This window comes from Janthinobacterium sp. HH102, from assembly GCF_001758625.2.
Lineage (GTDB): Bacteria > Pseudomonadota > Gammaproteobacteria > Burkholderiales > Burkholderiaceae_D > Janthinobacterium.
The window spans coordinates 2133859-2158380 of record NZ_CP062062.1 but is presented as its reverse complement, the minus strand read 5'-3'; the positions used below and the strand labels follow the sequence as shown (position 1 = coordinate 2158380).

The following is a 24522-nucleotide window of genomic DNA, read 5'->3' as shown; positions in this document are numbered from 1 at the left end:
AGTAATAGATAAGTCGGGTTACGAACTGTCGGCCACGCCGCTGCAGTTGGCCGCCTGCTGCTGCGGGTCGCACACGCGCACCCTGCCCAGCATATTGATTTTAATATGGCGCACCTGCTTTCCCAAAGCCAGGGACAAGGTTCCCCAGCGCGCCGCCAGGCTATTGGTCGCGCTGCAACTGCGTCCTGCGCCATTGTAGGCGATATAAAACGGCGCCGTGGCAGACGAAAACGCAAACTGGGCCGTGATGCCCGGTGGCAGCGGCCCCTGGCGGAACAGCAATTCGTCGCCGTCGTCAAACGCCAGGTTGGCATTACGGTCGATAAACACCAGCCAGCCCGTGCGCCAATCCGTGCCGCCAGGCCCGGCCGGCATCAACAGCACGCGCTGTCCGCGCGCCATCGCCTGCGCCCGCGTCAATTCGATGGCCGAGAACAAGTCCGTGGCCGCCGCGCGCACCTGCTGACGCGCCAGCACCTGCTGCAAGCTGGGCATGGCGGCGGCCGCAAGCAGCGCGGCAATCGTCAGCACGGCAAGCAATTCGAGCATGGTGTGCCCGAAGGCCCGCCCAAAGGTGCGCCCGGTCCGCGGTGGCCGCTTGCGCGTGGCCATGGCCTAAGTAATCCTCAGGAAATTATTGTGAATTTATGACGAACAGAACCGGATGCTATGCAAGGCGCCCGCTGCGACGCAGTGCGAGCACTGCTAGCATCGGGCAACGCCGCAGAGGGCCGGTTATGGAAGTCAGAAATCACAATAATTTATTGGGGGTTACTTAGCGCCAGCAATGGCTGGCGGGGCCGCTGCTGCCGCGCTGGCCCGTACTGCTCAAGGACAGCACGCCGCAATCGGCATCCTGGAACTGCGCATCAACCTTGGACGTGCCCGGCGCGGCGCGCAACAGCACGCATTGCCCGATCGCCAGGCCGGGACAGGCCAGCGCCTCGATTTCATACGCACTGCCGGCCGCGCCCCCTTCGCCCGACCACCATGGAAACGCTTGCGCCTGCGGCGCCGGCGAGGCCGAGGAAAACGCCAGATAATGATTGTTTTGCGAGTAATAGCGCTCCTGCTGCTGCATCAGCCGCAGCAGGGCCGCCTGCCCCTGCACCCGCTTGGCGCGCACGACATGGCCGTGATAAGCGGGCACGGCCAGCGCCAGCAGCAGGCTCATGATCGCCAGCGCGGCCAGCAGTTCGATCAGGCTGAAGCCCGGGATGGCGGCAGGGGCGCGACCGTTTGCAGCGGCCCAGTTCCGGCTTGCCAGCATTTCCATCTGACCTCCCTTCTTCTCAAAAACCGCCAGCCGATGCGCGGCGCCGGTCTGCACGCCGGTCACTTGCGACACGCCAGCCATGCCCCTCTCTTATTTCTTCTTGGCCGCCTCGTGCAATTCGCGCCAGTTCGCCACTTCGCGCCAGCTGAGGCGCCGTGCGGGCAGCGGCGCGCTGACGACCTTGAGTCCCGCCACGCTGGCCGCGCCGGGCAAGCCCGGTTGCAGCACGGCCAGCTCCTTGCGGCCCTCGGCCCGCCCTGTCGCCGTTGCTGCGCCCACCGTGCTGTTCAATTCCAGCGCCAGCGGCGGCGCGCGCGCCAGGCCGTCGAACAAGCGTCCCGTCTGCTCGCCCGCCTGCACCACACCGGCGCCATCGGCGGCAAAGCCGCTCAGCACATCGAGCACGTACAGGCGCGTGACCGGCTTGGCGCAAGCGTCGCGCCCCGGCAGGACGGTATTGAACAGTACCTTGCCGGCGGCCAGTACGGGAATGCTGATGCTGCGCTCGCCCGTCTGCGCGGTATCGAGAAAGTCGAGATACCAGCCGCGCATGGCGTCGCTGCCCGTGTAGCGCAGTTCGGCGCCGTCGACGCGCACGCCGCCCGTCGTCTCGCCCAGACTGCGCTGTTCCAGGTCGGCCCGGCTGCGCGTAGGGGATGTTTCCCGCACATCGTCGTGCACGGCATAAAACGACTGCGACAGAAAGGCGGATGGCCAGGTATCGCCCGCTTCGACCAGCTTGCCCGTGCCGAACAGCAGCAGATAGCCGCCACCGGGCGCATACGCCACGCTCAGCTGCTGCGTCACGGGCTGGCGCCGGCCCTGTGCATCGCGCGCGACAAACACGAGCTTGCGCCCCTGGCCCTCCTTCCACGGCGGCCCGCCGGCCATGTCGAGGCGCCAGATATTGCCCTGCAAATCGCCCGCATAGATATACGCGAGCGCGCCGTCGCCGCCAGGCACCACGGCGGGCGGACCCAGCGCGTGGGACATGGCGTCAATGACCGCATCAGCGTCATGGCCGCCATCGCCACCACCGTTGGCGTCGGCCACAGGCACCTTGAACCGGAAGTAATTACTTCCTATCACCCATGGCGTGCCAGGCGCCTTGTCCAGGGCCAGCAGGAAGATGGCGGCGGCCGATGCGGGCGCCGTCGTGTCCTTACCGTCATTCACATGGTTGTTGTAGCCGCTGGCGACGATGGCAAAATCACGGTAGGCCGGCGTGCCCTCCTTGCCGCCCATGTTGATGCGGGCAAAGGCGGGCGGCGCGCGCACATTGCCCATGAGCCTGTCGTCGCGGTCCGTGAATTCCCACAACGCCCCATCCTGTGCGAAGCGCGCCGGGTCGGTGATGTCGAGCGCAAACACGCCTTGCGCCCCGCCGCCCATGCCCGACACCAGCACCGTCTTCCAATGTCCCAGCGCCAGCACTTCCGCCGTGGCCGCCGCGCCATCGAGCAGCGGGCCGGCGCTGTAGTGAGTGCTCGCAGCGGCTGGCGCCGCGCGCAGCAGCGCCTGCGGCAGATAGGCAAACAATTCGCTGCCCGTGCGCGCATCGAACGCATGCAGCAAACCGTCGTTGGCGCCCAGGTACAGCATTTTCCGGCGCTGCAGCAGCGCTTGGCGATGCACGCCATAGCCGGCCCCCGGCATGCCCAGACCCGGCGCGCCCACGTACAGCAGGTTGCCGTGCGGCGCCGCGCCCAGGCTGCCGGACCTGCGCCGCAGGAAGCCGCCGGGCTGGCCCACCTCGTGCGTACGCTGGCCCAGCAGATATGCCAGACGCGCCTCGCCTCTGCCATCGCCGCCGTCGAATGCGCCGCGCTGTGCTGCATCGAGCGCCTTCCAGGCCAGCGGCATCAGGGCGCCCTTGGCGTCAAGCGTGTAGACGGGACGCAAGGCCGTGGATGGCCCATCCGGCATGGTCTTGGTCTGTCCGCCAGCAGTCCACAATGGCTTGCCGGGAAGCAGTGCCCCATCGGCGCCCACGGCAAACGCGCTGCGCGACAAGGTCATGGACCCATCGGCCAGGCGCAGCTGCGTCTGGAACCAGTATGCATCCTCCGTGCCGCTGGCCAGCGCCATCAGGGCAGGCCCCGGCAGCGTCGCCGCCAGCGTGCCCTTGTCGGCGGAGACAAAGGCCGCGCGCAGTCCCGCGATCAGGGCGGCCGGATCGCTGCCGGGCAAGTAATGGGTGGGCCAGCGGCCGTCCAGGCTCCATTCATCGAACGCGCTGCCCGTTGCGCTCTTGAATGGGTTGGCGTCGCCGTTCGCATCAAGAAAACCGCCATACTTGGCCGCCAGCAGCAAGGGAGTAGCGGCGGGAATGGCTGCAGATTCGCCGGCCGGGTCGCCCTGGCGCAAGTCGCCCGCGTAATGCTCGACCTTGGCAAGGCCGTCGTTCTTGCCGCCAGGACGCAGCGCCTGCACATGCGACCAGTAGGCCAGCCCTGCCGCATGGTAGCTGGCGCCGCCCGCGCCGTCGGCCAGCAATTCCAGTCCCGCCAGGTCGGGCCGTGGCGCTGGATTGCCCTGCGCGCCGCCGCTTTCCAGGCTGCCCACCGCATGCGTCCAGGCCATCGCATCGAACGGCGGCGGCGCAAAACCATCGGCGGCGCGTGCGCGGTCACCGGCCGAGGCAGGCACAACAGGGACGTTGCCGGGCACGTAGCGGTCCCCCGCCATGCCCGCATCGCCGAGGCTGACGACGACGTGGCGCTGGCAATTGGCCGTTTGCGGGTCGCTCCATGGGGTCACGACCGGCAAGCCGTCGTCAATGGCAGGCGGAGCCGTGGCGGGCGGCACGGCGGCGCTCGCTTGCCGCCCCTGCAGGTAGCGCAGCGATTCGTACAGCAATTCAGCCAGCGGCGCGGCCCTCGCGTACGCGCCGGGATGCCCGGCATTGCTGCGGCCCAGGCCGTTGATGTAAGCGGTCACCCCGCCGCCAGGGCCTGCGCCCTGGTCAGCGCCTTGGACGGCAAACACGCCATTGACGGGATTCCACTCAGCGCCGGTATTGTCTTGCGGCAAAAAGTCGGGCGCCGTCCAGCGTTGCCTGCCCACGTGGGCCAGCGGCGCGCGCAGCACGCCGCCATACACGGGGCCGGCACTGGCAGAGACGCCGTTCAAATGGCCAAACACGCCCACGCGTACCCTGCCGCCAAGGCGCTGCACGGCGCCCACCGGCTTGTAGTTCTTGCCATATGCGAGGCACAGGTCGTCGCGCAGCGGCCCCTCATCGGCGTCGCAGACGCGCACGCGCGCGAGGAACACGCCGTGCGTGGCGGCGATGCCGGGCGCGTCGCAACTGCCGCCCGGAGGCACGCTGGCGTCGCCGAACAGCAGGCGATTACGGCAGGAAACGATGGCCAGTTGCGCCAGCGCAAACGGCGTCGCCGCCGCCACGCCGGTGTGCAAGACCTTGCGCGGGAAAAAAACGGGGTGGGCATAGAAATCGACGGGACCGTCGGCATCGGGCAGCCAGGCGCGCTGCAGCACCGTCTTGCGCACTTCGTCGATGACGCGGTCGCCGCCCGTCAGGGCATAGCGGACGATGTCGAGCATGCTGGCGCTGGCCCAGTTCAGAAAGTTGCCGCTAAAACTATCGCCGCCGCAGCCGTGCAGCGCATCCGCCGGTTTCAGTACGGAGAAGTAAGCGGTCGCTACGCGCAAGTCCGGCAGCATGACGCCGTCCTTGCTGCGGTACGGATAGCTGTAGCACATGCGCGCATGGAAGTAACCGAGGTACTCGCGCTGCGGCGCATACTCGCCGCCATGCGCGGCGGCGGCCGCCGCATGCGTGAGCGACAGATTGAGCAGCAGGTTCGGCGGCACTCTGGCGCCGTGCAAACCCGCGTCGGCCCGCGCCAGCGCCACGGGAGGTGCGGCCGCAACAGCGACACCGCAAACCAGGCAAACCAGGCTGATCAGCAGCAGCCATGCGGACCACCAAGCCGATGGCAAAGCAAACGACCAAGCCCTCATGGTCCCGCTCCCGCCGCCTGCTTGCGGTAATAACTTTGCAACACGACTTGCGTGCTTTCCTGCGCGCCAAAACCGATGGCCGTGATGCGGTACACATAACTTTCCGTGGCCAGGCCGCCGGCCACTGCCGCCGCCTGCGCGCCGGGCGGGTGAAACGCCAGCAATTCGATCAGGTAACGGGGCCGGCGCGACGGCAGGAAACCCTGCCCCGTGTGCATGACGGCGCCCGTAAACTGGCCATACGGCACGGTGTGGCTGCTGCCTTCAGGACCGTCGAGGTCCATGCTCAGCCAGAGCGCCGGCGCCTCCGGGGCTGCGGGCAGGCACAGGCCCAGTGCGCCTGCCTCGCCGCAGCCGTCCGCGAACCCGGCCGCACTGCCTGGTGCAAAGAGGCTGCTACGCCCCGGCGCGCCGGGCAAGCCTTCGATATCGTTCTGCGCATCCATCAATGCTTCCTCCGCCGCCTGAAACGCGATCTGCCGGTCGCGCTCGCCGCGTGCCGCCTTTTCGCCCTGCAAGGCCATCTGCGCCGCCGATATGCCCAGCAGCAAGATGATCACCAACAGGCACAGCACATACACGAGGGTGGCGCCACTGTGGCGCGCGCAAGGTGAACAAGGCACACAACGAGGTAGGCAGCAGCGGACGCCCGCGCCAGCCATCGTGCCGCCCGCCTAGGCCGGCCCGTTGCGCAGCATGATGCTCGTCTGCAGCAGTTGCCGCAGCCGGGAGCGCGTCGCGGCGGGCAAGGACGCGCGCGCGATGCGCACGCCCGTGTCGCCGGCGCCGTGCGCCTCGGCATATGCCTTGCCGAACAGGTCGAACTGCGCCGGCCCCAGTTCCGCCATCTTGTCCGCCTGCTCCGCCTCGCCATGGAGCAGCAAGGCCACGCGCACGCTGGCCACGCGCTTCCAATGCGTGCGGCGGCGCAAATCGCGCTGGCGCGCGGCCGCATCGGCGCCCACCAGCACCAGCGCCGCATCGTAGGCGTCGAGCGCACTGGCGTTGACATAGCGGTTCGCCACGCCGTCGGGCGGCGTATCCGTGTCGAGGCCATACAGCACCTGGAAACCGTCGACGCCGCGAATGACGGCATCCGCGCCCCAGCCGTTCGCGCCACGGTATTTGCAGCGCAGCTCGCCTTCGCCATCGGCGCCCTGCGCCACATAGAAAATGCTCCAGCCCCGCTGCGCCTCCGTTTGCGCGGCACCCACGCCAAAGCCGGCGCAATTGAGCACGGACCCGTCGCCCCCCTCCTCCTTGCCGGCACCGTAATAGCGCAAGGCCAGCACGTCGCTGCCATGCAGGACATCGGGCAAGGCGCCGCTGATACCTTCGCTGTTCTTGCCCAGGCTGCGCGCGTCGAGCCCGGCGACATTGGCGCTGTCGTCATCGGCATGGGCGACGGGCGCGGCGCTGCTATCCCAGTTTACATACGCCGTCTGGCGCACGGCGCGGGCGATGGTGTCGAGCGCATAGCGGCCGTTATCGTCCAGCCGCGCGCTGGCGGACTGGTCGCCATAGCTGCCGCTGGCCGCCACCAGCACGCTACTGGCGGCCAGCATCAGCAGCGCGCCCAGCGACAGCGCCACCAGCAATTCGACGAGGCTCATGCCGCGCCGCCAGCGCCACGCGGCATGCACGCCGTTCATGCGCCGCCTCCGCCCAGCTGGAATACCAGCCTGGGCAGCGACTCGCCTGCCGCATTCACGGCGGGCGAGCCATCGGGCAAGCGGCCGCGCCAGCCCAGCTTGATGACGATGGGCGCGCCCTTGCCGCCGCTGCACGCCCAGTGCAAGCCTTGCGCGGCGGCATCCCAAACAGAGGCATCGCGGCAGATATGCAGGCGCGCGCCGGGCAAGGCCGCATGCAACGATTGCTTCCATTCAGCGATGTCGAATTGCGCCAGTTCGGCCGCGCTGCAGGCGCTAGCGCCAAAGCAGTCCGGCGCAGTGCCGCCTGCTTCGGCGTCGTCCGCCGCCGCGTAGGCCACGTTCAAGTAGGGATTGCCCGCATCGGGTCCATTCATGAGCACGCCGTTTGCGCGCATGCGCTCGGCCATGCCGGCCGCCAGCTGCGCGCCCGCCGACAACAGCGCCGACTCATGGCGCGCGCGCAGGGAGTGCAGTTGCAAAATGCTGGCACCGAGCAGGCCCAGCGCCAACAGCAGCAGCGACACGAGCACCTCGACGAGGCTGCTGCCACCCGCTGGAAACATAGTGCGACCGCTCATGTGCATGCCTTGCTCCCTTCCGCAGAAAGAGTCGCAAGAACAGGCGGCCCAGCTACACGATAGGCGCGCGCAAAAACCAGGATCTGCGCTAGCGCAAACAGCGCAGCGATAAAGGGAGAAGAACGGTGTAGTTATTGATCAGGCCGCTTGCCAGGCGAACGCTGGCATGGTGAACACGGGGCGCAAAACGGGGCACATGAGCAGCCCCGTCGTCGAACGAGAGGCTTCGAGCAGGCGTCAGGGCTTGCGCGCCTGCCCCACTTCGGCGATCGCATCCTGGAACTCGGCCAGGTCTTCGAAATTCTTGTAGACGGAAGCGAAGCGGATGTAGGCGATCTTGTCGAGGCGCTTGAGTTCCTGCATGACGAGTTCACCGATATAGCCGGAATCGACTTCGCGCAAGCCGCTGGTCAGCAGTTTTTCCTGGATGGACGCGATGGCCGTATCCACCGAGGCGGCCGCGACGGGACGCTTGCGCAAGGCCAGCATCAAACTGCCGCGCAACTTATCCGCAGCGAACTCCGTCCGGCTGCCATTCTTTTTGACGACGGCCGGCATGATAAGTTCAATGCGCTCGTACGTGGTAAACCGCTTGTCGCATTTGCCGCAGCGGCGGCGGCGCCGAATGGCATCCCCTTCCTCCGATACGCGCGTATCGAGAACCTGGGTGTCGCCGTGCTGGCAAAATGGACATTTCATGGGCTGGTTACAACTTTATAGTAATAATTACGGGAAATCGCCGCCCTTGTACAAAGGGCGCCCGAATCACTCCGGGCGCCCTTGGGCACGAAGGAATGTGTCATACGGAATCTTACTCCGTATGACACATTCTGGACAAATAATTATGAGGCGTACACAGGGTGCGCGTCGGCCAGCACTTTCACGGCCGCTTTGACGCGCTCGATGGTGGCGGCGTCATGCGGGTTGTCCAGCACGTCGGCGATCAGGTTGCCCACTTCTTCCGCTTGCGCTTCCTTGAAACCGCGCGTCGTCATTGCCGGGCTGCCCAGGCGGATGCCCGAGGTGACGAAGGGTTTTTGCGGGTCGTTCGGGATGCCGTTCTTGTTGCAGGTGATGTGCGCGGAACCGAGGATGGCTTCGGCTTCCTTGCCCGTCAGGTTCTTGGCGCGCAGGTCGACCAGCATGACGTGCGATTCGGTGCCGCCGGACACGATGCGCAGGCCGCGCTTGATCAGGGTTTTCGCCAGCACGTCGGCGTTCTTGATCACTTGCTTCTGGTATTCGACGAATTCAGGGCTCAGCGCTTCCTTGAAGGCAACGGCCTTGCCGGCGATCACGTGCATCAGCGGGCCGCCCTGGATACCAGGGAAGATGGCCGAGTTGATGGCTTTTTCGTGCTCGGCCTTCATCAGGATGATGCCGCCGCGCGGACCGCGCAGCGATTTGTGCGTGGTCGAGGTGACGAAGTCGGCGAACGGCACCGGATTCGGGTACAGGCCGGCGGCGATCAGGCCCGCGTAGTGGGCCATGTCGACCATGAAGTAGGCGCCCACTTCCTTGGCGATCTTGCCGAAGCGTTCGAAGTCGATCTTTTTCGAGAACGCGGACGCGCCGGCGATGATCAGTTTTGGCTTGCGTTCGCGGGCCAGGCGCTCCATCGCCTCGTAGTCGATGTCTTCTTCCGCCGTCAAGCCATACGACACGACGTCAAACCATTTGCCGGACATGTTCAGCGGCATGCCGTGGGTCAGGTGACCGCCTTCGGCCAGCGACATGCCCATGATCAGGTCGCCTGGTTTCAGCATGGCGAAGAACACGCCCTGGTTCGCCTGCGAGCCGGAATTCGGCTGCACGTTCGCGCATTCGGCGCCGAACAGTTTCTTGACGCGGTCGATGGCCAGTTGCTCGGCCACGTCGACGTATTCGCAGCCGCCGTAGTAGCGCTTGCCCGGGTAGCCTTCGGCGTACTTGTTCGTCAGCTGCGAGCCTTGCGCTTCCATTACGGCTGGCGACGTGTAGTTCTCCGACGCGATCAGTTCGATATGATCGTGCTGGCGCGTGTTTTCTTTTTGAATGACGGCGAACAATTCAGGATCGACGTTGGCGAGGGTGTGATCTTTTGCAAACATGTAAAAACTCCAAGTATGAGGGTGCTTGTACTGGCAGGTTGGATCGAATGAGGGGAGCCGGCGTTAAGTGAATAACAACATTGGACGGGCAGCCTCTTCGTGCTTTTCCATAGTGGCTACCCAGGCGAACGGCTGATGAAAAATCTCACGTTTCCCGGTGGGTGCCCACCTTTCGCCGGTTTGCCGATCGCCACTCAGGGAGATCGCCCGACTTTTCGCCAGTCACGTGAGACGTAATGGAAGTCAAATTGTAAGTTAAGTGCCCAAATTGAGCAAGGAATGCAACCGTGCGGCTATAATCGCCGCGCGCCGCCGCAGCCCGGACAGGGCCGCGGGCCGCCCCGGGGCATGGCTGCCGCTCTTAAGCTGGACTTAAACCTGGCCATGGCATGTAAGCGTATGTTACGAAGCTTGCCATTGCCCGCCCCGGATTTACAATGCTGCGGTGCAACTTATATGCAGCTTTTGCATGGCTTTCCAGCAAGCGCCCACAGTCACAAGAAGAAAAATCGCGTAAAATGTTGCTCAATCTCACTACTGGCGCAATAAACATGCCTTCAGTCTTTACCTGGAACGTACGTGTCTACTATGAAGACACCGACGCCGGCGGCATCGTCTATTACGCTAACTACCTCAAATTCTTCGAGCGCGCACGCACGGAATGGCTGCGCGCCATCGACGTGGGCCAGCAGGAATTGCTGGAACAGCATGACGCGATGTTCGTTGTCAAAAGCGTCAACGCCGACTATCATGCGCCAGCCAGGCTCGATGACACGGTAAGATTAACCTTAAGTATAGAAAAAATGGGGCGCGCCTCCATCGTTTTCCTGCAACAAGCCTGGTGCGGCGACCGCCTGCTCAACACGGCCCGCGTCAAGATCGGCTGCGTCGACTCAAGCATGCGCCCGCGCGCCGTGCCTGATGCAGTCGCGGCCCGCATGCGCGCCACCTGAGCCCTACCGCCACCCCCGGATAATTCACCCAACAGACTGCCTGCCAATGAACGTTACACAAGATCTTTCTTTCCTCGCGCTCATCACCAATGCCCACCTGATCGTGCAACTGATCATGGCCCTGCTGCTGCTGATTTCCCTGACCAGCTGGACCTACATTTTCCGCAAGATGTTTGCCGTGCGCCAGGCGCGCAAGCAAACCATCGAATTCGAACGCAGCTTCTGGGCCGGCGGCAACCTGCATGCGCTGCACCAGAACGCCAGCGGCAACCGCGACCAGAGCGGCGCGCTGGCCCGTATCTTCGACGCCGGCATGGGCGAATTCATCAAGGGCAAGGCTTCCTACGGTTCGCGCGAAGCGCTGGACGTGGGCGCCGTGCTCGACGGCGCACGCCGCGCCATGCGCGCCGCCTTCCAGCGTGAAATGGACGTGCTCGAATCGCACCTGGCCTTCCTCGCGTCCGTCGGCTCCGTCTCGCCGTACATCGGCCTGCTCGGTACCGTCTGGGGCATCATGAACGCCTTCCGCGGCCTGGCCAACGTGCAGCAAGCAACCCTGGCCGCCGTCGCGCCCGGCATTGCCGAAGCGCTGATCGCCACGGCCATCGGCCTGTTCGCGGCCATTCCCGCCGTCGTCGCCTACAACCGTTTTTCGCATGACATCGACCGCCTGGCGATCCGCTTCGAGAGCTTCGTCGAGGAATTCTCCAACATCTTGCAGCGCCAGTCGCGCTAAGAGGGAGCAGCGTCCATGGGTTCCTCATTCAATAGCGGCGGCATGCGCGGCGGCCGCGGCCGCAAGTTCAAGTCCGAGATCAACGTCGTGCCGTACATCGACGTGATGCTGGTGCTGCTGATCATTTTCATGGTGATGCCGTCGTCGAACAATCCCAGCGTGGTGAACCTGCCCAACGCGGAAAAGTCGGCGAAACCGCCCGATGACTATATTCAGATCGTGCTGAAACCGAATGGTTCGCTGTCGATCGGCGTCATCGGCAAGGAACAGCTGTCGCCGGAAACGGAACCGAACCGCGACGCGCTGCTGCGCAAGCTGCGCGGTTTGCATGAAAGCAATCCCGACTATCCCGTGATGATCGCGGGCGACAAGGAAAGCAAGTACGACGATGTGATCCAGCTCATTTCGGAAGCGAAAAAGATGGGCATTACCCGTGTCGGCCTGGCCACCAAGTAAGCGCAGCATCCTGTTTCCAGACTTGACCGTTTTTAGATAGACTAGACTTTGCAGAACAAACAAATCGACCATGTACTCGGCAAGCCCTACAGCGTGCCGCGCGAACGCAGCCGCTGGCCCTCGCTGGGCCTGGCGCTGGCGATGCACCTTGGCCTGCTGTTTTTCCTGTGGGTGGGCGTACACTGGCAAAATACGGAACCTGTCGCCGTCGAAGCGGAAGTGTGGGACATGAAAGTGCAGACGGCCGCGCCGCCGCCCGAAGTGGCGACGGAACCGGAGCCGACACCCGCCCCGCCGCCGGAACCGCAAGTGGAACAGCCGGCCCCGCCGCCACCACCGCCCGTGGCCGCGCCCGAGCCGAAGGTCGACCTGCGCGAGGCAGAGATCGCCCTGGAACGCAAGAAGGCCAAGCTGAAGGAAGAAAAAGAGAAAGCGGCAGAGCAAGAACGCCGCAAGCAGGAACAGAAGGAACGCGAGGAAGAAAAGCGCGAACTGGAAAAACAGAAGCAGAAAGAAAAAGACAAGGCTGAAAAGCTGGAAAAAGAAAAGGCCGACAAGCTGGAGAAAGCCAAGCTGGCCAAAGAGAAAGAAAAAGCGGCGGAAGAAAAAGCCGAGAAAGAACTGTCCGAGAAAAAAGCGGCGGCGGAAAAAGCCGCCAAGGCAAAAAAAGCAGCTGCGGAAAAAGCGGCGGCAGACAAATTGCGTGCCGATGATATGAAGCGCCTGATGGCGCAGGCAGGCAACGGCACGACGGGCACGGCCGCGAAAGCGACCGCGCCACGCAAGGACAGCGGCTATGTCGCTGCCCTGACGAGCAAGATCAAGAGCAATATCGCGTACAGCGGTAGCACGGAGGTGCCGGGCAACCCGCGCGCCGTGTTCAAGATCGAGCAACTGCCAACTGGGGAAATTATTTCGGTCCGAAAGATTAAAAGCAGCGGCCTGCCGGCGTATGACAGCTCGGTGGAAAACGCCATTAATAAATCGTCGCCACTGCCGAAGAAAAAAGACGGCACCGTGGAACGCGAGATTGAACTCATATTCGAGATGAAGGATTTGCCTAAATGATGACCATGAAAAAAATGAGCTATGTCGTGCTCTGCGCCAGCCTGATGCTGGGAGCGTCAAGCGCCCAGGCGCAGCTGCGCGTGGAGATTACGGGGATCGGCAGCAACCAGATCCCGGTGGCTGTGGCCAGCTTCGTCAATGAATCGGCGGCGCCGCAATCGCTGTCGGGCATTATCAAGGCCGACCTGGCGCGCAGCGGCGTGTTCAAGCTGATCGACGCCGATGCGCCCGTGGCGGAAACGGCGCCCGTCAGCTACGAGCAGTGGAAATCGCGCGGCGCCGACGCGCTGGCGGCCGGCAGCGTGCAAAGCATGGCCGATGGCCGCCTGGACGTGCGCTACAAACTGTTCGACACCATCAAGGGCGCGCAGATTTCCAGCATGAACAATGCGGCCGCGCCGCAGTTCAACCGCCTGCTGGCGCACAAGATCGCCGACGACATCTATGAAAAGCTGACGGGCGTCAAGGGCGCGTTCGCCACCCGCATCGCCTACGTCACGCAATCGGGCCGCGAATACCGCCTGGAAATCGCCGACGCCGATGGCGAAGGCATTCAGGTCGCCCTGCGCTCGAACGAGCCGATCATTTCGCCATCGTGGTCGCCGGACGGCACCAAGGTCGCGTATGTGTCGTTTGAAAAGAAAAAGCCCATCGTCTACGTGCAAAACCTGGTGACGCGCCAGCGCACCATCGTGTCGAATGAAAAAGGCAGCAATTCCGCGCCGAGCTGGAGCCCGGACGGCTCGCGCCTGGCCGTGGCCCTGTCGCGCGACGGCCATACCCAGGTCTACACCGTCAATGCCGACGGCAGCGGCTTGCGCCGCGTCAGCACCAGCAGCGGCATCGATACGGAACCCCAATTCTCGGCCGATGGCCAAAGTATTTACTTCACCAGCGATCGCAGCGGCGGACCACAAATCTACCGCATGTCGACCAGCGGTGGCGAAGCCAAGCGCGTGACGTTTGGCGGCTCCTACAACATCAGCCCGCGGATTTCGTCCGACGGGAAGACACTCGCTTATATTTCCCGTCGCGACGGCAATTTCCAGCTCTACGCGCTCGACCTGGCTAGTGGCCAGGAACTGCGCCTGTCGGACACCGCCAACGACGAATCACCGAGCTTTTCGCCCAACGGGAAATATATCATGTACGCGACCGAATCCGGACGACGCAAGTCGCTGGCAGTGGTATCGGTGGATGGCCGCGTCAAACAGCGTTTGACTACGCAAGCTGGCAATATCAAGGAGCCCACCTGGGGTCCTTTTATGAAGTAAATGCTGTACAGTTTCACCTTTAACCATGACCCGGAGAATAAAAATGAGTAACTTTAAAAGTTTGGCTTTCATCGCCGCTACCGCAGCCCTGCTGTCCGCCTGCAGCACCCCAGTCAAAGTTGCAGAGACCCCAGTGGTTGAGCGCGCTCCTGAAAAAGTCGCAGCTCCAGTTGACACCCGTCAAGTTCAGCCAGTAACGACCGCATCGGTCGATCCACTGGACGATCCAAAAGGCGTGCTGGCTAACCGCAGCATCTACTTCGACTTCGACAAATACGTCGTACGCGAAGCGGACACCCCAGTCGTGCAAAACCACGCTGCTTACCTGGTGAAAACCCCATCGCGCAAGATCCTGATCCAAGGTAACACCGATGAACGCGGTGGCGCTGAGTACAACCTGGCCCTGGGCCAGAAACGTGCTGAAGCCGTGCGCAAGTCGATGGCTGCCCTGGGCGTGCCGGAAGGCCAAATGGAAGCCGTGTCGCTGGGCAAAGAAAAGCCTAAAGCACAAGGCAGCAACGAAGCAGCATGGGCTGAAAACCGCCGCGCTGACATCGTTTATTGATGTTGACGGGTGAGCGCGGCAGCATTGGCGCTTACCTAACTGGCCAGTCATAGGCATAATAATGGGGCGCAGCGCGGTGATTCACCGCCCGGCGCCCCGTTTGCATGTTTTGCGTAACCTTAGAAAGCCCGACCCATGATGACATTCTCGAAAGCCGGCGTCGCCGCCGCCTTGATGGCCGCGTTTGCCTACCTGCCCCTGCACGCCAACGCCGCCCTGTTCGACGACGACGAAGCACGCAAAGCCATCCTCGAGCTGCGCGCCAAGGTCGACGCGATGGCGCGCGACCTGAACGGCCGCATCGACGCCAAGGCGGACAAGACCAGCACCCTGAGCCTGCTCAACCAGCACGACCAGACCATGCAGGAGATCGCCCGCCTGCGCGGCCAGATCGAAGTGCTGGGCAACGACCTGGCGAATGTGCAAAAGCGCCAGAAGGATTTCTACACCGACATCGACGCGCGCCTGCGCAAGCTCGAACCGCGCCAGGTCACCATCGACGGCCAGGAAGCGGCCGTGGGCGTGTCCGAACAAAGCGCGTACGAGTCCGCGTTCGGCCTGTTCAAGTCGGGCGACTACAAGGGCGCCGTCACGGCACTGGACGCCTTCGTCAAGCGCTATCCGGAATCGGCGTACGCAGCCAACGCGCAATACTGGCTGGGCAACGCCTATTACGCCCAGCGCGACTGCAAAAACGCCATCACGGCCCAGCAGGCAGTGCTGAAACACTACGCGGACAGCCCGAAGGCGCCCGACGCCATGCTCAACATCGCCAGCTGCTACACGGAGCTGAAAGACAAGCCGAACGCGACCAAGACGCTGAACGCCCTGATCTCGCGCTACCCGGACTCCAGCGCGGCCCAGGCCGCCAAGGAACGGGCCGGTAAAAAGTAAAAGCGGGGAAAAAGTTGCCCGTTAGGTTTGACAGAATCCCGGGCACCCCCTATAATCTTTCTTCTTCGGGTCGTTAGCTCAGCTGGTAGAGCAGCGGACTTTTAATCCGTTGGTCGCAGGTTCGAATCCCGCACGGCCTACCACGAATACGCAGTACTGATCTGCTTGCGAGTTGTTATAGCAAGCATTTTTTTACGGCACAGTGTTACCGAAGTTGTTGTAAAAAGTTTTTGGGTCGTTAGCTCAGCTGGTAGAGCAGCGGACTTTTAATCCGTTGGTCGCAGGTTCGAATCCCGCACGGCCTACCAAATACTACAGAGAAGCCAACCGTTCGCGGTTGGCTTTTTTGTTTTCGGCAGCATCACCTGCGCGGGATGCCATCGCTGACTCAAAGTTCCCTCCCCCGCATATCGAAAACCAGTCGTTAACGCGACGCCAGCGCCGGCCTTCCAGCCAGATGCGCGACCACCGCGACCACGACCCGCCCCAGCGGCACCTCCACCCAGCGGTAAAACGCGGCGCCGGCCGCCAGACTGGCGCCCCATGCCGTCAGCATGCCCAGCGCCTGCCACTCCGGTTCGAGCGGGACATAGCTGATAAACAGCGCATTCACCAGCAGGCTGACGGGGAAGTGCACGAGGAAGACGGCATACGAGATGCGGCCCAGAGTGTTGACGATGTTCCAGGCACGGCCCTGCGACGGGGTGCGGGCGCGGCCGAACAGGAACAGGGCGCAGGCGACGATCAGGGCCAGGGCGATCCGGCTGCGGTAGTCGACGGCCAGAGCCAGCAGCACGGGCACGGCGGCCATGGCCATGAGCGCGGTCATGGCGCCGGGCTTGCGGGCCGGGTCGCTGGCCCACCAGGCCATGAGCCCCAAGCCATAGCTGCCGAAGAAATACGGCGCCCAGTTATCCCAGCCCGCATCGAGGTTGAAATACAACAGGGAAAAAGTGATGCCCACAGTGATGGCCAGCGGCATCAGCCAGTGCCCGCGCCGCTGGCCGGCCAGGCGGCCGCCCAGCCACAGCAGCAATACCGTCAGCAGGTACAGCTGGAAATCGATGGCCACGTACCAGGCGCCTGCCGACAGCGACTCATAGCCGAGCACGCCGTGCAGCAGCAAGGCATGGGCGCTCAGCTGGCCCAGGGTGACGGCGGCCGACATGGAGTCGTGCATCATCCAGATGCCGGCCACAGGGGTGATCACGGCGGCGAGCAAGGTGGCGGCCAGGAAAGGCGGCGCCAGCTTGGCATAGCGGCGCCAGACGGCCTGCAAGGGGGCGGCGATGCCGGGACGGCCGGCGGGAGAGAGGGACTTGGCGACCAGGAAGCCGCCAATGACGAGAAACACTTGCACGGCGATGCGCGCGCTGCCGCCCAGCCAGTCCAGCAACTCGGGCCACAGGGGCTGCACGTAGTCGGACATGGGCCCGTAAAACGCCAGATGGTGCAACACGATCAACTGCGCCGCGCCTGCCTTCAAACCATTGATCCAGCCAAACTGCGGACGATTTGCCAGGTCCGCCTGTGATACCACTGCTGCTGCCGTCATTCCCAATCCTTGCCGTGCCAGGTAGTGTCGCCAGCCCATCGCGCAACAGGCGCGCGGCTGAGGATTTACCGAAATGCCGACATCATAGCCGAGCCTGGCACTTTGGTGACGCGCGGCAGATGAGCGGCATCAGTCCTTGCGCGACAAATCGGCGCGCAACAGGGTCTGGATCACGCTGCCGCCCTGCGCGTTCGCGCGCACCGCGACCACCATCGACGGCATGACGAACAGCACGCCATCCCGCTCCTCCCAGGTATCGAGCAACTGCTCCAGCTCGCGCCCCAGCGATTCCGGCCGCTTGAGCTGCTGCGCCAGTTGCGCCGCGCACTTGCCGTCATTGCCAGTGCGGCGCGGACACTCATCGACGCGCACGAAAGGCGTCTTGCTCTCGCGCAAGCGCGCGGACAATTGCGCCGTCACCGCTGCCGGCGCGCCATCCAGATACAGATGGTAGGACGGCACACGGCAGCATTCCCTGGACAGCAACAGCACACCGACCGCGGAGCCAAAAGCGGCCGTTGGGGCTGATGGCACGTAGGCAAACGGCGGCGCGTCGCCATCGCCCGGCAAAGTCCGGCGCAGCTCGGCGGCGTCCGGCCTGCGCCAGCCCGGCAGACAGGCGGCATTGGCGGCGGCAAAACAGGTCCGGTAGCCGGTTTGATCGCTGATAAACAATTGCTCAACCGCATTGCGCGCGCCGGCAGCGCCCGGCGCAATACCGTCCGGACGGACCTCCCAGTTGCCCGTGCCGTTCCTGTGCCATGCAAACGCCGTGCGCGACCAGGCCCACAGCCGCTCGTATGGGTTGAATTGATAGCTGGGTGCGTCCGCCAGGTAGATTCTCGGCAAGGGAATGGGATCGCGCCGCTTGCCGCCCGCATCGACCACCAGCACCACGGACGGCGCATATTCGCTGTCGACATAGGCAAACGATGCCCCGTCAGGCGAGATGGCCGCCAGAACATAGGCTTGCAGGTGGCCGTCGCCTTCGGGCGGACTGGGCAGCACGGTGGTTTTCAGCGGCAAGCCACGCAACAGGAAACCGGGACGCTGGTCGACGGGAAAATAGCGCACGCCGGGAGACAGGGGGAAGCCATGCATGTACGTCTCGTTACCACGGTAGCCGTATTCCGACGCCGCAATCTTCTCGACCACGGCCTTGCCCGCCTGCTCGTGGACCAGCGCCAGCATGCCGTCGTCTTCCTGCCGCTTGACGAAATACACGGGCTGGGCGAAATCGGTCCAGCGTTCGATGCCATCGGTGGTCTTGACGACGATTTTGTCGTTATGTATCAGCCGCATGGAGTGATTCTCGGCGGACATCAGGGAGCCGCCGCCCTGGCGGTACTCGACCGACAAGGCGGCAAACCGCCCGTAGGTATCGGCCTTGGTCACCTTTTCGCCGCGCCGCAGCACGGCGGCATATTCGCCCGTGGCCGGCTCCGTGTAAGGCCAGCAGCCAGTCAGCAATACGAAAGCGGCGGCGCACCACCAGCGGTACAGTGCGAAAATTTTCATGCGTCGTCAGCCCTTCAGGTCAGGACTGCCCGTCCATACTGCAAACTCGGCAATCTTGCAGGCATTCTACGGCAGATTCAGGACTGGCTCAGGACTGATTCGTTTGCGGCTGCTGCGCGAGGATGGCGTCGAGCAAGCCGGGGAAACGGCTCTCGATATCGGCGCGGCGCAGGGTGTTCATGTGCGTCGTGCCCGCGTTTTCCGTGTAGACGAGGCCCGCTTCGCGCAAGACCTTGAAATGGTGGGAGACGGTCGATTTCGGCCGCCCGCCGTCGAGGTCGCCGCAAGCGGCCGCATCCACGCGGGCCAGGTGGCGCACGATGTCGAGGCGAATGGAATCGCTCAAGGCGTAGAGCACGCGCTCGAGCACGAATTCGCTGGCGGGAGGATGTTTGTGTGGACGCATGAGCACAATCATACAGCATGCGCTATACTAATTCCATTCTTCGAATATTTACGAACTACCGAATCAGCATCTCCCACTTTCCTACCAACAAACACAAAGGCCACCATGTCCGCCCTCTTCCAGCCCTACACCCTCAAAAATGTCACCCTGCGCAACCGCATCGCCGTGCCGCCCATGTGCCAGTACATGGCCGTCGATGGCCGGGCCAACGACTGGCATCTGTCGCATTACGCGGGCATGGCCCGTGGCGGCGCCGGGCTGGTGATCGTCGAGGCGACGGCCGTGGCGCCCGAAGGCCGCATCACGCCCGGCTGCACGGGGATCTGGAACGATGATCTGGCGCAAGCCTTCGTGCCTGTCGTGAAAGCCATCAAGGCCGCCGGCTCCGTGCCCGGCATCCAGATCGCCCACGCGGGCCGCAAGGCCAGCGCCAACCGCCCATGGGAAGGCGACGACCACATTGCTGAAGGCGACGCGCGCGGCTGGCAAACCATCGCCCCGTCCTCCATCGCCTTCGGCGGCGGCCTGCCGAAAGTGCCACGCGCCATGGACCTCGACGATATCGCCCGCGTGAAACAGAACTTCGTCGACGCGGCCATCCGCGCCCGTGAAGTAGGCTTCGAGTGGCTGGAACTGCACTTCGCCCACGGCTACCTGGCGCAAAGCTTCTTTTCCGCCCATTCGAACCAGCGCGACGACATCTATGGCGGCAGCGTGGAAAACCGCAGCCGCTTCCTGCTGGAAACATTGAAAGCCGTGCGTGAAGTATGGCCCGAGCACCTGCCGCTGACCATACGCTTCGGCGTGCTGGAATTCGACGGCCGCGACGAGCAAACCCTGCTCGAATCCATCGGCCTCGTGCGCCAGTTCAAGGATGCGGGCATGGACATGATCAGCGTCAGCATGGGCTTTACCATTCCCGACGTGTCGATTCCGTGGGGCCCGGCCTTCATGGGCCCGATCGCCGAGCGCGTGCGCCGCGAAGCGGGTGTGCCCGTCTCGTCCGCCTGGGGCTTCGGCACGCCGGCCATCGCCGAGCGCGTCGTCAAGGACGAACAGCTGGACGTGGTGATGGTCGGCAAGGCGCACCTGGCCAATCCGCACTGGGCATACTTTGCCGCCAAAGAACTCGGCGTCGAGCGCGCCTCGTGGACCTTGCCGGCGCCGTACGCGCACTGGCTCGAGCGCTACTGATCGGTCTTGGGCTTTAACGTAGCCGGATGCCCCTCCAGGGGCAGTTCCGGCAAGAACAGCAGAAAAACCAGTCCCACCAGCAGCACGGCGCCGGCGCCAAACACGCTGGCGATCGCATGGCGGTACACCTCGACCGTCTGCACCGCGGCATGCGCACCGAGCGCCGACACGGCTTCCACGCCATGTTGGTGCAGCTGGTGCGCGAGGATGGCGCCGGACGCCGTCACGCCGAGCAAGCCGCCCAGCGAGCGGAAAAAGGCCAGCATGGCCGTGCCCACGCCCCGGCGCGCCAGGGGCAAGGCATTTTGCACGGCGATCGTCATGTTCGGCATCACCAATCCTAATCCCGTGCCGAGGAAGAAGATGGCCGGCTCGATGATCCAGTAACCGCGCGACGTTTCCATGGCCCAGGCCAGCACGGCAAACGCCAGCAGCGCCACGGCCAGCCCCGCCACCTGCACCATCTTGTACTTGCCCGAGCGCGACAGCACCCGGCCGTTGAACATCGACGACGCCACCAGCCCCACCATCATCGCCACCGTCATCACGCCCGATTCGGCGGGACTCGTGCCCATCACCAGCTGGAAGAACAGGGGGAAGAAGACGCTGGCGCCCATCAGCCCCATGAAAGTCATGGCCATCACCAGGCTGGCGATATTGAAAGTGCGGTTCTCGAACAGGTCGGGCGGCAGCACGGGTTCGTCCACCCTGCCCACGTGGAAGGCCAGCCAGGCGCCCAGCAGCACAGCAATGCCGCCGCACACCTTGATGGCGAGAGAGTCCCACGGCCACTCCGTGCCGCCCAGCGCCAGCACCAGCAGGGCCGCCGTGACGGCGCCCGTCAGCAAGGCGGAACCCAGGTAGTCGATCCGGTGCGCATGCGTGCGCACGGGCTTGCGCACGGCGCGCGCGATGATATAAAAGGCCGCAATGTCCACCGGCAGGTTGACATAGAAAATCCAGTGCCACGACAAGGCATCCGTGATGACGCCGCCCAGCACGGGACCCAGCACGCTGGTGACGGCAAACACGACGGGCACCATGCCCTGCCGCTTGCCCCGCTCGGCCGGCGGCACGATGTCGCCGATGATGATTTGCGCCAGCGGCATGAAGCCGCCCGCGCCGAGGCCCTGGATGGCGCGGAAAATAATGAGTTCCGTCATGTTCTGCGCCAGCCCGCACAGCACGGAACCGAGCAAGAAGGTCAGCAGGGCCGTGAAGATCATGGGGCGGCGGCCGTACTGGTCGGCCAGCTTGCCGTACAGAGGCATGGTGGCCGTCGACGCCAGCACGTAGGCCGTGACCACCCACGACAGATGCGCCATGCCGCCCAGGTCGTCGACGATGCGCGGCAAGGCCGTGGCGACGATGCTCTGGTCCAGCGCACCGAGGCCCAGCACGGCCATCAAGCCCAGGTAGATGGCGCGCACTTCGCGCTCGGTGACGGGTTTCGCGGCGCCTTTGTCTGCGCCTGCGGCGTGATCGTGGCCACTCATGCCTGGCCGATCTCAAGCAGCGGCTGCATGGCGGCTTCCAGCGCATCGACCTGCTGCGGCGTCAGACGGGCGATGCGGCGCGCCAGCGCATCGCGGCGCCGCGCGCGCAAGGTTTCGAGCATGGCCAGGCCTTGCGCCGACACGTGCAGGCCCGAACGCCGGCGGTCCTGCGGATCGGGCGCACTGCGCTCGACCAGCCCCGCCTCTTCGAGCGACTTGACCTGGGCGCTGACGGTGGGCCCGCGCACGTTCTGCAGCCGCGCCAGCGCGGCCACGCCGATGCCGGGCTGCTCGTGGATCAGCGCCAGCAGCATGTATTGCATCATCGACACGTTGCCCTCCAGCTCGCCCCCTTCGCGCTGCATGGAGCGCAACAGGCGTTTGAACGCCACGCGCAAGTCATCGGACAGCGCCAGCGCGCGTTCGGGAATGGGAAGGTCTTCGGTAGTGGGCATGGAATGAGTTAAATAGGTAGGCTATCTACCTATATTAGACCGAGCATGAGGGCCACGCAAGGCTTTTTTCCACCCCGGCCCTTCCCAAAACCGCCGTTGGCCGTCATAATAGCCGCCCTTGGGTCGTTAGCTCAGCTGGTAGAGCAGCGGACTTTTAATCCGTTGGTCGCAGGTTCGAATCCCGCACGGCCTACCAAGATTCAGCCGTCATCATGGCAAGCATGTTGATACGGCACAGCGTTACCGCAGTGCAGTTGTAAAAGTTTTTGGGTCGTTAGCTCAGCTGGTAGAGCAGCGGACTTTTAATCCGTTGGTCGCAGGTTCGAATCCCGCACGGCCTACCAAATACTTCAGAGAAGCCAACCGTTCGCGGTTGGCTTTTTTGTTTCTGCTTTGTTTCCGCTCGCCTCGGAAACATGTGGTCCCGTCCGACCCACAGCTTCAGAGTCTTCTGCGATGACCATGCATGCAAAAAATAGGTCGCTTTGACGAGCTAAGCAGTTGCTCCGAACGATCCCCAGCGATCCGTTCGGCCCCCGCCTTCTCCGCTCTCCAATAGCCAAAACGCATTTGCCGCATGCTCTCATTTTCTGCTGAATTCCTACCGACTGGAGACACGTTGCACAGGGCGAATCACATGCCGCTAGTTGCATTAATCATTGCGGATAAGTAACATGACTGATTCACTTTTACTTGCTTTTAAGGCTAGTATCTCTTGGTGAACGGCATCTATGTATTAAAGGCAAAAAAATTCATGTCAATCCCCGATTATCAAACTGTTATGCTTCCCTTACTTCGTCTCGCGGCTGACGGGAAGGAGTATCGATCTCGTGACGCAATTGAATGCTTAACCCAAGACTTTGCCCTCACGGATGAGGAGCGAAGTGAGATGCTACCGAGCGGGACCGCACCACTTTTTGACAACCGTGTTGGATGGGCAAGAACATACCTGAAACAGGCTGGGTTGCTGACCTCGCCAAAACGTGGCGTTTTCCAAATAACCGAACGAGGTAAGGCATTATTAGCAAAAGGGCCAGCACAAATTAATGTCGCGACTTTAGAGCAGTTCGATGAGTTTCGCGCTTTCCGTGCACGTCGACGCGACACTACGGCAGAGAATAATGCTGTAGTTCCGCGACAAGCAGAACAGGAATCGTCTGCCACCCAAACCCCTGAGGATCAACTCGCTTTTGCCTATGGTCGGCTACGATCCGAGCTCGAACTAGACTTGCTTGAGCAAGTGAAATCGGTTACACCGGTGTTTTTCGAGCGTCTGGTGATCGATCTTCTCGTTGGAATGGGCTATGGTGGCTCACGGCAAGACGCTGGCCGCGCAATAGGAAAAAGCGGTGATGGCGGGATAGATGGAATTATCAAAGAAGACAAGCTTGGCCTAGACGTTATTTATGTCCAAGCTAAGCGGTGGGAGGGGACCGTGGGCCGGCCAGAGATTCAGAAATTTGCTGGAGCGCTGCAGGGACAGCGAGCAAGTAAGGGAGTCTTCATTACTACGTCTACCTATTCCCGGGAAGCTGTGGAGTTTGCCAGCCTAATAAATACGAAGATTATTCTCATTGATGGCCAGCAACTGGCAGCAATGATGATTGATCATAATGTGGGTGTGTCAACCATCGGCATGTACGAGCTCAAGAAGATCGACTCAGACTACTTCGAAGGAGAATGATTACTCGGCCAAGCCTGACTAATCCACACGACAGTTATCTGGCTTTGCCGCTCATCAGCGTGAATGAATCGAATTTTATTTATTCCATTCGACATTTTATCGCAGACTCTTTCAGTCCATAACACCCAAGCTAGAGGTATTTAAATGCGTAATATCGTCAATACCATTAAGCTGCCAGAAGTTATCAATAAATTATGGATTGCACAACAGGCCCTCGTAGCGCACTATGCGGACACTGGGCTAAAGTTCACTCTGGATGGACGTCTTGTTGGAGATATTGCCGAAGCGCTGGCTCTGCATCATTTCGACCTGGTACTCCCTCAAAAGCGTACCGGAGGAGTTGACGCGTTAACCCGCACCGGCAAGACTGTTCAGGTAAAGGCAACAGGGAAATCCAGCTCCGGACCAGCATTTACACCGGGCAAAGGACGCGCTGACTATCTTATATTCTTCGCCATAGACTTCGAGACAAACACTGCCACAGTAGTGTACAACGGCCCTGAAGCCCCGATCCGAGCCCTGCTTCCCACTGAGGGATGGACAGGAACGAAAGTACTTCCGCTAGCCGATATGCATAGGCTGGCAAAGGACGTCGCCCCATCCGACAAGGTTGTTTGCCCCCAACACTTGACGGCACTCGCTTTCTAATTCAACAGAACGGGTATCCAGCGTTCATCATCTC

Annotated in this window: 23 protein-coding genes, 4 tRNA genes and 1 riboswitch; of the genes, 14 read left to right on the top strand and 13 right to left on the bottom strand. The window is 62.9% G+C overall.

The genetic code is table 11. The annotated features are described in order from the left end of the window. Window positions 1–18 precede the first annotated feature (18 nt). From JAB4_RS09835 to glyA, 8 genes are all read right to left on the bottom strand, one after another. Window positions 19–549 (bottom strand): GspH/FimT family pseudopilin, encoded by a 531-nt coding sequence (locus JAB4_RS09835; RefSeq protein ID WP_070219597.1) that lies wholly within the window; start codon window positions 547–549, stop codon window positions 19–21. Window positions 550–775: 226 nt separating this feature from the next. After that, the gene (locus JAB4_RS09830; RefSeq protein ID WP_343216310.1) at window positions 776–1357 is read right to left on the bottom strand and encodes a type IV pilin protein; all 582 of its coding nucleotides are present in this window, start codon (window positions 1355–1357) and stop codon (window positions 776–778) included. A 9-nt stretch (window positions 1358–1366) separates the two neighbouring features. Continuing rightward, entirely contained in the window at window positions 1367–5263 is a 3897-nt protein-coding gene (locus JAB4_RS09825; RefSeq protein ID WP_083287384.1) for a PilC/PilY family type IV pilus protein, read from the bottom strand. Beyond that, window positions 5260–5886 carry a PilX N-terminal domain-containing pilus assembly protein gene (locus JAB4_RS09820; protein WP_070219567.1) on the bottom strand — a complete coding sequence of 209 codons (627 nt, stop codon included), beginning with the start codon at window positions 5884–5886 and terminating at the stop codon, window positions 5260–5262. The genes JAB4_RS09825 and JAB4_RS09820 overlap by 4 nt, the downstream gene beginning before the upstream one ends. A 51-nt stretch (window positions 5887–5937) precedes the next feature. Further along, window positions 5938–6915 carry a PilW family protein gene (locus JAB4_RS09815; RefSeq protein ID WP_083287382.1) on the bottom strand — a complete coding sequence of 326 codons (978 nt, stop codon included), beginning with the start codon at window positions 6913–6915 and terminating at the stop codon, window positions 5938–5940. Further along, window positions 6912–7496 carry a type IV pilus modification protein PilV gene (gene pilV / locus JAB4_RS09810; protein ID WP_227742134.1) on the bottom strand — a complete coding sequence of 195 codons (585 nt, stop codon included), beginning with the start codon at window positions 7494–7496 and terminating at the stop codon, window positions 6912–6914. The genes JAB4_RS09815 and pilV overlap by 4 nt, the downstream gene beginning before the upstream one ends. A 237-nt stretch (window positions 7497–7733) precedes the next feature. Continuing rightward, window positions 7734–8195: a transcriptional regulator NrdR gene (nrdR, locus tag JAB4_RS09805; RefSeq protein WP_034759169.1), complete on the bottom strand. Its 462-nt coding sequence runs from the start codon at window positions 8193–8195 to the stop codon at window positions 7734–7736. Window positions 8196–8338: 143 nt separating this feature from the next. Next, complete coding sequence (gene glyA, locus JAB4_RS09800; RefSeq protein WP_070219562.1) at window positions 8339–9586, bottom strand: serine hydroxymethyltransferase; 1248 nt, start codon at window positions 9584–9586, stop codon at window positions 8339–8341. A 111-nt stretch (window positions 9587–9697) separates the two neighbouring features. Then, window positions 9698–9822: riboswitch (ZMP/ZTP riboswitch) on the bottom strand. Window positions 9823–10137: 315 nt separating this feature from the next. Between glyA and ybgC the strand changes: the two genes are divergently transcribed. From ybgC to JAB4_RS09755, 9 genes are all read left to right on the top strand, one after another. Continuing rightward, complete coding sequence (gene ybgC / locus JAB4_RS09795) at window positions 10138–10539, top strand: tol-pal system-associated acyl-CoA thioesterase (protein ID WP_070219560.1); 402 nt, start codon at window positions 10138–10140, stop codon at window positions 10537–10539. Between the two features lie 46 nt (window positions 10540–10585). After that, complete coding sequence (gene tolQ / locus JAB4_RS09790; protein ID WP_046682323.1) at window positions 10586–11275, top strand: protein TolQ; 690 nt, start codon at window positions 10586–10588, stop codon at window positions 11273–11275. Window positions 11276–11290: 15 nt separating this feature from the next. Beyond that, window positions 11291–11731: an ExbD/TolR family protein gene (locus tag JAB4_RS09785; protein WP_223278896.1), complete on the top strand. Its 441-nt coding sequence runs from the start codon at window positions 11291–11293 to the stop codon at window positions 11729–11731. A 48-nt stretch (window positions 11732–11779) separates the two neighbouring features. Continuing rightward, window positions 11780–12799 carry a cell envelope integrity protein TolA gene (gene tolA, locus JAB4_RS09780; RefSeq protein WP_083287381.1) on the top strand — a complete coding sequence of 340 codons (1020 nt, stop codon included), beginning with the start codon at window positions 11780–11782 and terminating at the stop codon, window positions 12797–12799. Beyond that, window positions 12796–14073 (top strand): Tol-Pal system beta propeller repeat protein TolB, encoded by a 1278-nt coding sequence (gene tolB, locus JAB4_RS09775; protein WP_083287380.1) that lies wholly within the window; start codon window positions 12796–12798, stop codon window positions 14071–14073. The genes tolA and tolB overlap by 4 nt, the downstream gene beginning before the upstream one ends. A 43-nt stretch (window positions 14074–14116) precedes the next feature. Beyond that, entirely contained in the window at window positions 14117–14638 is a 522-nt protein-coding gene (gene pal, locus JAB4_RS09770) for a peptidoglycan-associated lipoprotein Pal (RefSeq protein ID WP_034759187.1), read from the top strand. Between the two features lie 135 nt (window positions 14639–14773). Then, the gene (gene ybgF / locus JAB4_RS09765; RefSeq protein ID WP_070219558.1) at window positions 14774–15532 is read left to right on the top strand and encodes a tol-pal system protein YbgF; all 759 of its coding nucleotides are present in this window, start codon (window positions 14774–14776) and stop codon (window positions 15530–15532) included. Between the two features lie 67 nt (window positions 15533–15599). After that, window positions 15600–15675: transfer RNA gene (locus tag JAB4_RS09760), tRNA-Lys, on the top strand. A gap of 89 nt (window positions 15676–15764) precedes the next feature. Further along, window positions 15765–15840, top strand: a tRNA-Lys gene (locus tag JAB4_RS09755). Window positions 15841–15956: 116 nt separating this feature from the next. Here the strand turns inward: JAB4_RS09755 and JAB4_RS09750 are convergent. The 3 genes from JAB4_RS09750 to JAB4_RS09740 form a co-directional block, all read right to left on the bottom strand. Beyond that, entirely contained in the window at window positions 15957–17087 is a 1131-nt protein-coding gene (locus tag JAB4_RS09750) for an acyltransferase (RefSeq protein ID WP_070224684.1), read from the bottom strand. A gap of 129 nt (window positions 17088–17216) precedes the next feature. Then, window positions 17217–18605, bottom strand: coding sequence for a hypothetical protein (locus JAB4_RS09745; RefSeq protein ID WP_070224685.1), 1389 nt, complete (start codon window positions 18603–18605; stop codon window positions 17217–17219). 88 nt (window positions 18606–18693) lie between these two features. After that, a complete protein-coding gene (locus JAB4_RS09740) occupies window positions 18694–19011 on the bottom strand; it encodes a helix-turn-helix domain-containing protein (protein ID WP_070224713.1) in 318 nt (105 codons plus the stop codon). 105 nt (window positions 19012–19116) lie between these two features. On the opposite strand from JAB4_RS09740, the gene JAB4_RS09735 reads away from it, so the two are divergent. Further along, entirely contained in the window at window positions 19117–20205 is a 1089-nt protein-coding gene (locus JAB4_RS09735; RefSeq protein WP_070224686.1) for an NADH:flavin oxidoreductase/NADH oxidase, read from the top strand. Here the strand turns inward: JAB4_RS09735 and JAB4_RS09730 are convergent. Together JAB4_RS09730 and JAB4_RS09725 are read right to left on the bottom strand one after the other, a co-directional pair. Then, window positions 20199–21701 carry an MDR family MFS transporter gene (locus JAB4_RS09730; protein ID WP_227742133.1) on the bottom strand — a complete coding sequence of 501 codons (1503 nt, stop codon included), beginning with the start codon at window positions 21699–21701 and terminating at the stop codon, window positions 20199–20201. The two genes, JAB4_RS09735 and JAB4_RS09730, sit on opposite strands and share 7 nt — an antisense overlap. Beyond that, entirely contained in the window at window positions 21698–22156 is a 459-nt protein-coding gene (locus JAB4_RS09725; protein ID WP_070224687.1) for a MarR family transcriptional regulator, read from the bottom strand. Before JAB4_RS09725 ends, JAB4_RS09730 begins: the two co-directional genes overlap by 4 nt. A gap of 120 nt (window positions 22157–22276) precedes the next feature. Between JAB4_RS09725 and JAB4_RS09720 the strand changes: the two genes are divergently transcribed. From JAB4_RS09720 to JAB4_RS09705, 4 genes are all read left to right on the top strand, one after another. Beyond that, a tRNA-Lys gene (locus JAB4_RS09720) sits at window positions 22277–22352 on the top strand. 72 nt (window positions 22353–22424) lie between these two features. After that, a tRNA-Lys gene (locus tag JAB4_RS09715) sits at window positions 22425–22500 on the top strand. A 374-nt stretch (window positions 22501–22874) separates the two neighbouring features. After that, window positions 22875–23840, top strand: a complete 966-nt coding sequence (locus tag JAB4_RS09710; protein WP_227742132.1) for a restriction endonuclease — start codon at window positions 22875–22877, stop codon at window positions 23838–23840. 144 nt (window positions 23841–23984) lie between these two features. Continuing rightward, window positions 23985–24488, top strand: a complete 504-nt coding sequence (locus tag JAB4_RS09705; protein WP_070308536.1) for a hypothetical protein — start codon at window positions 23985–23987, stop codon at window positions 24486–24488. Window positions 24489–24522: the final 34 nt, after the last annotated feature.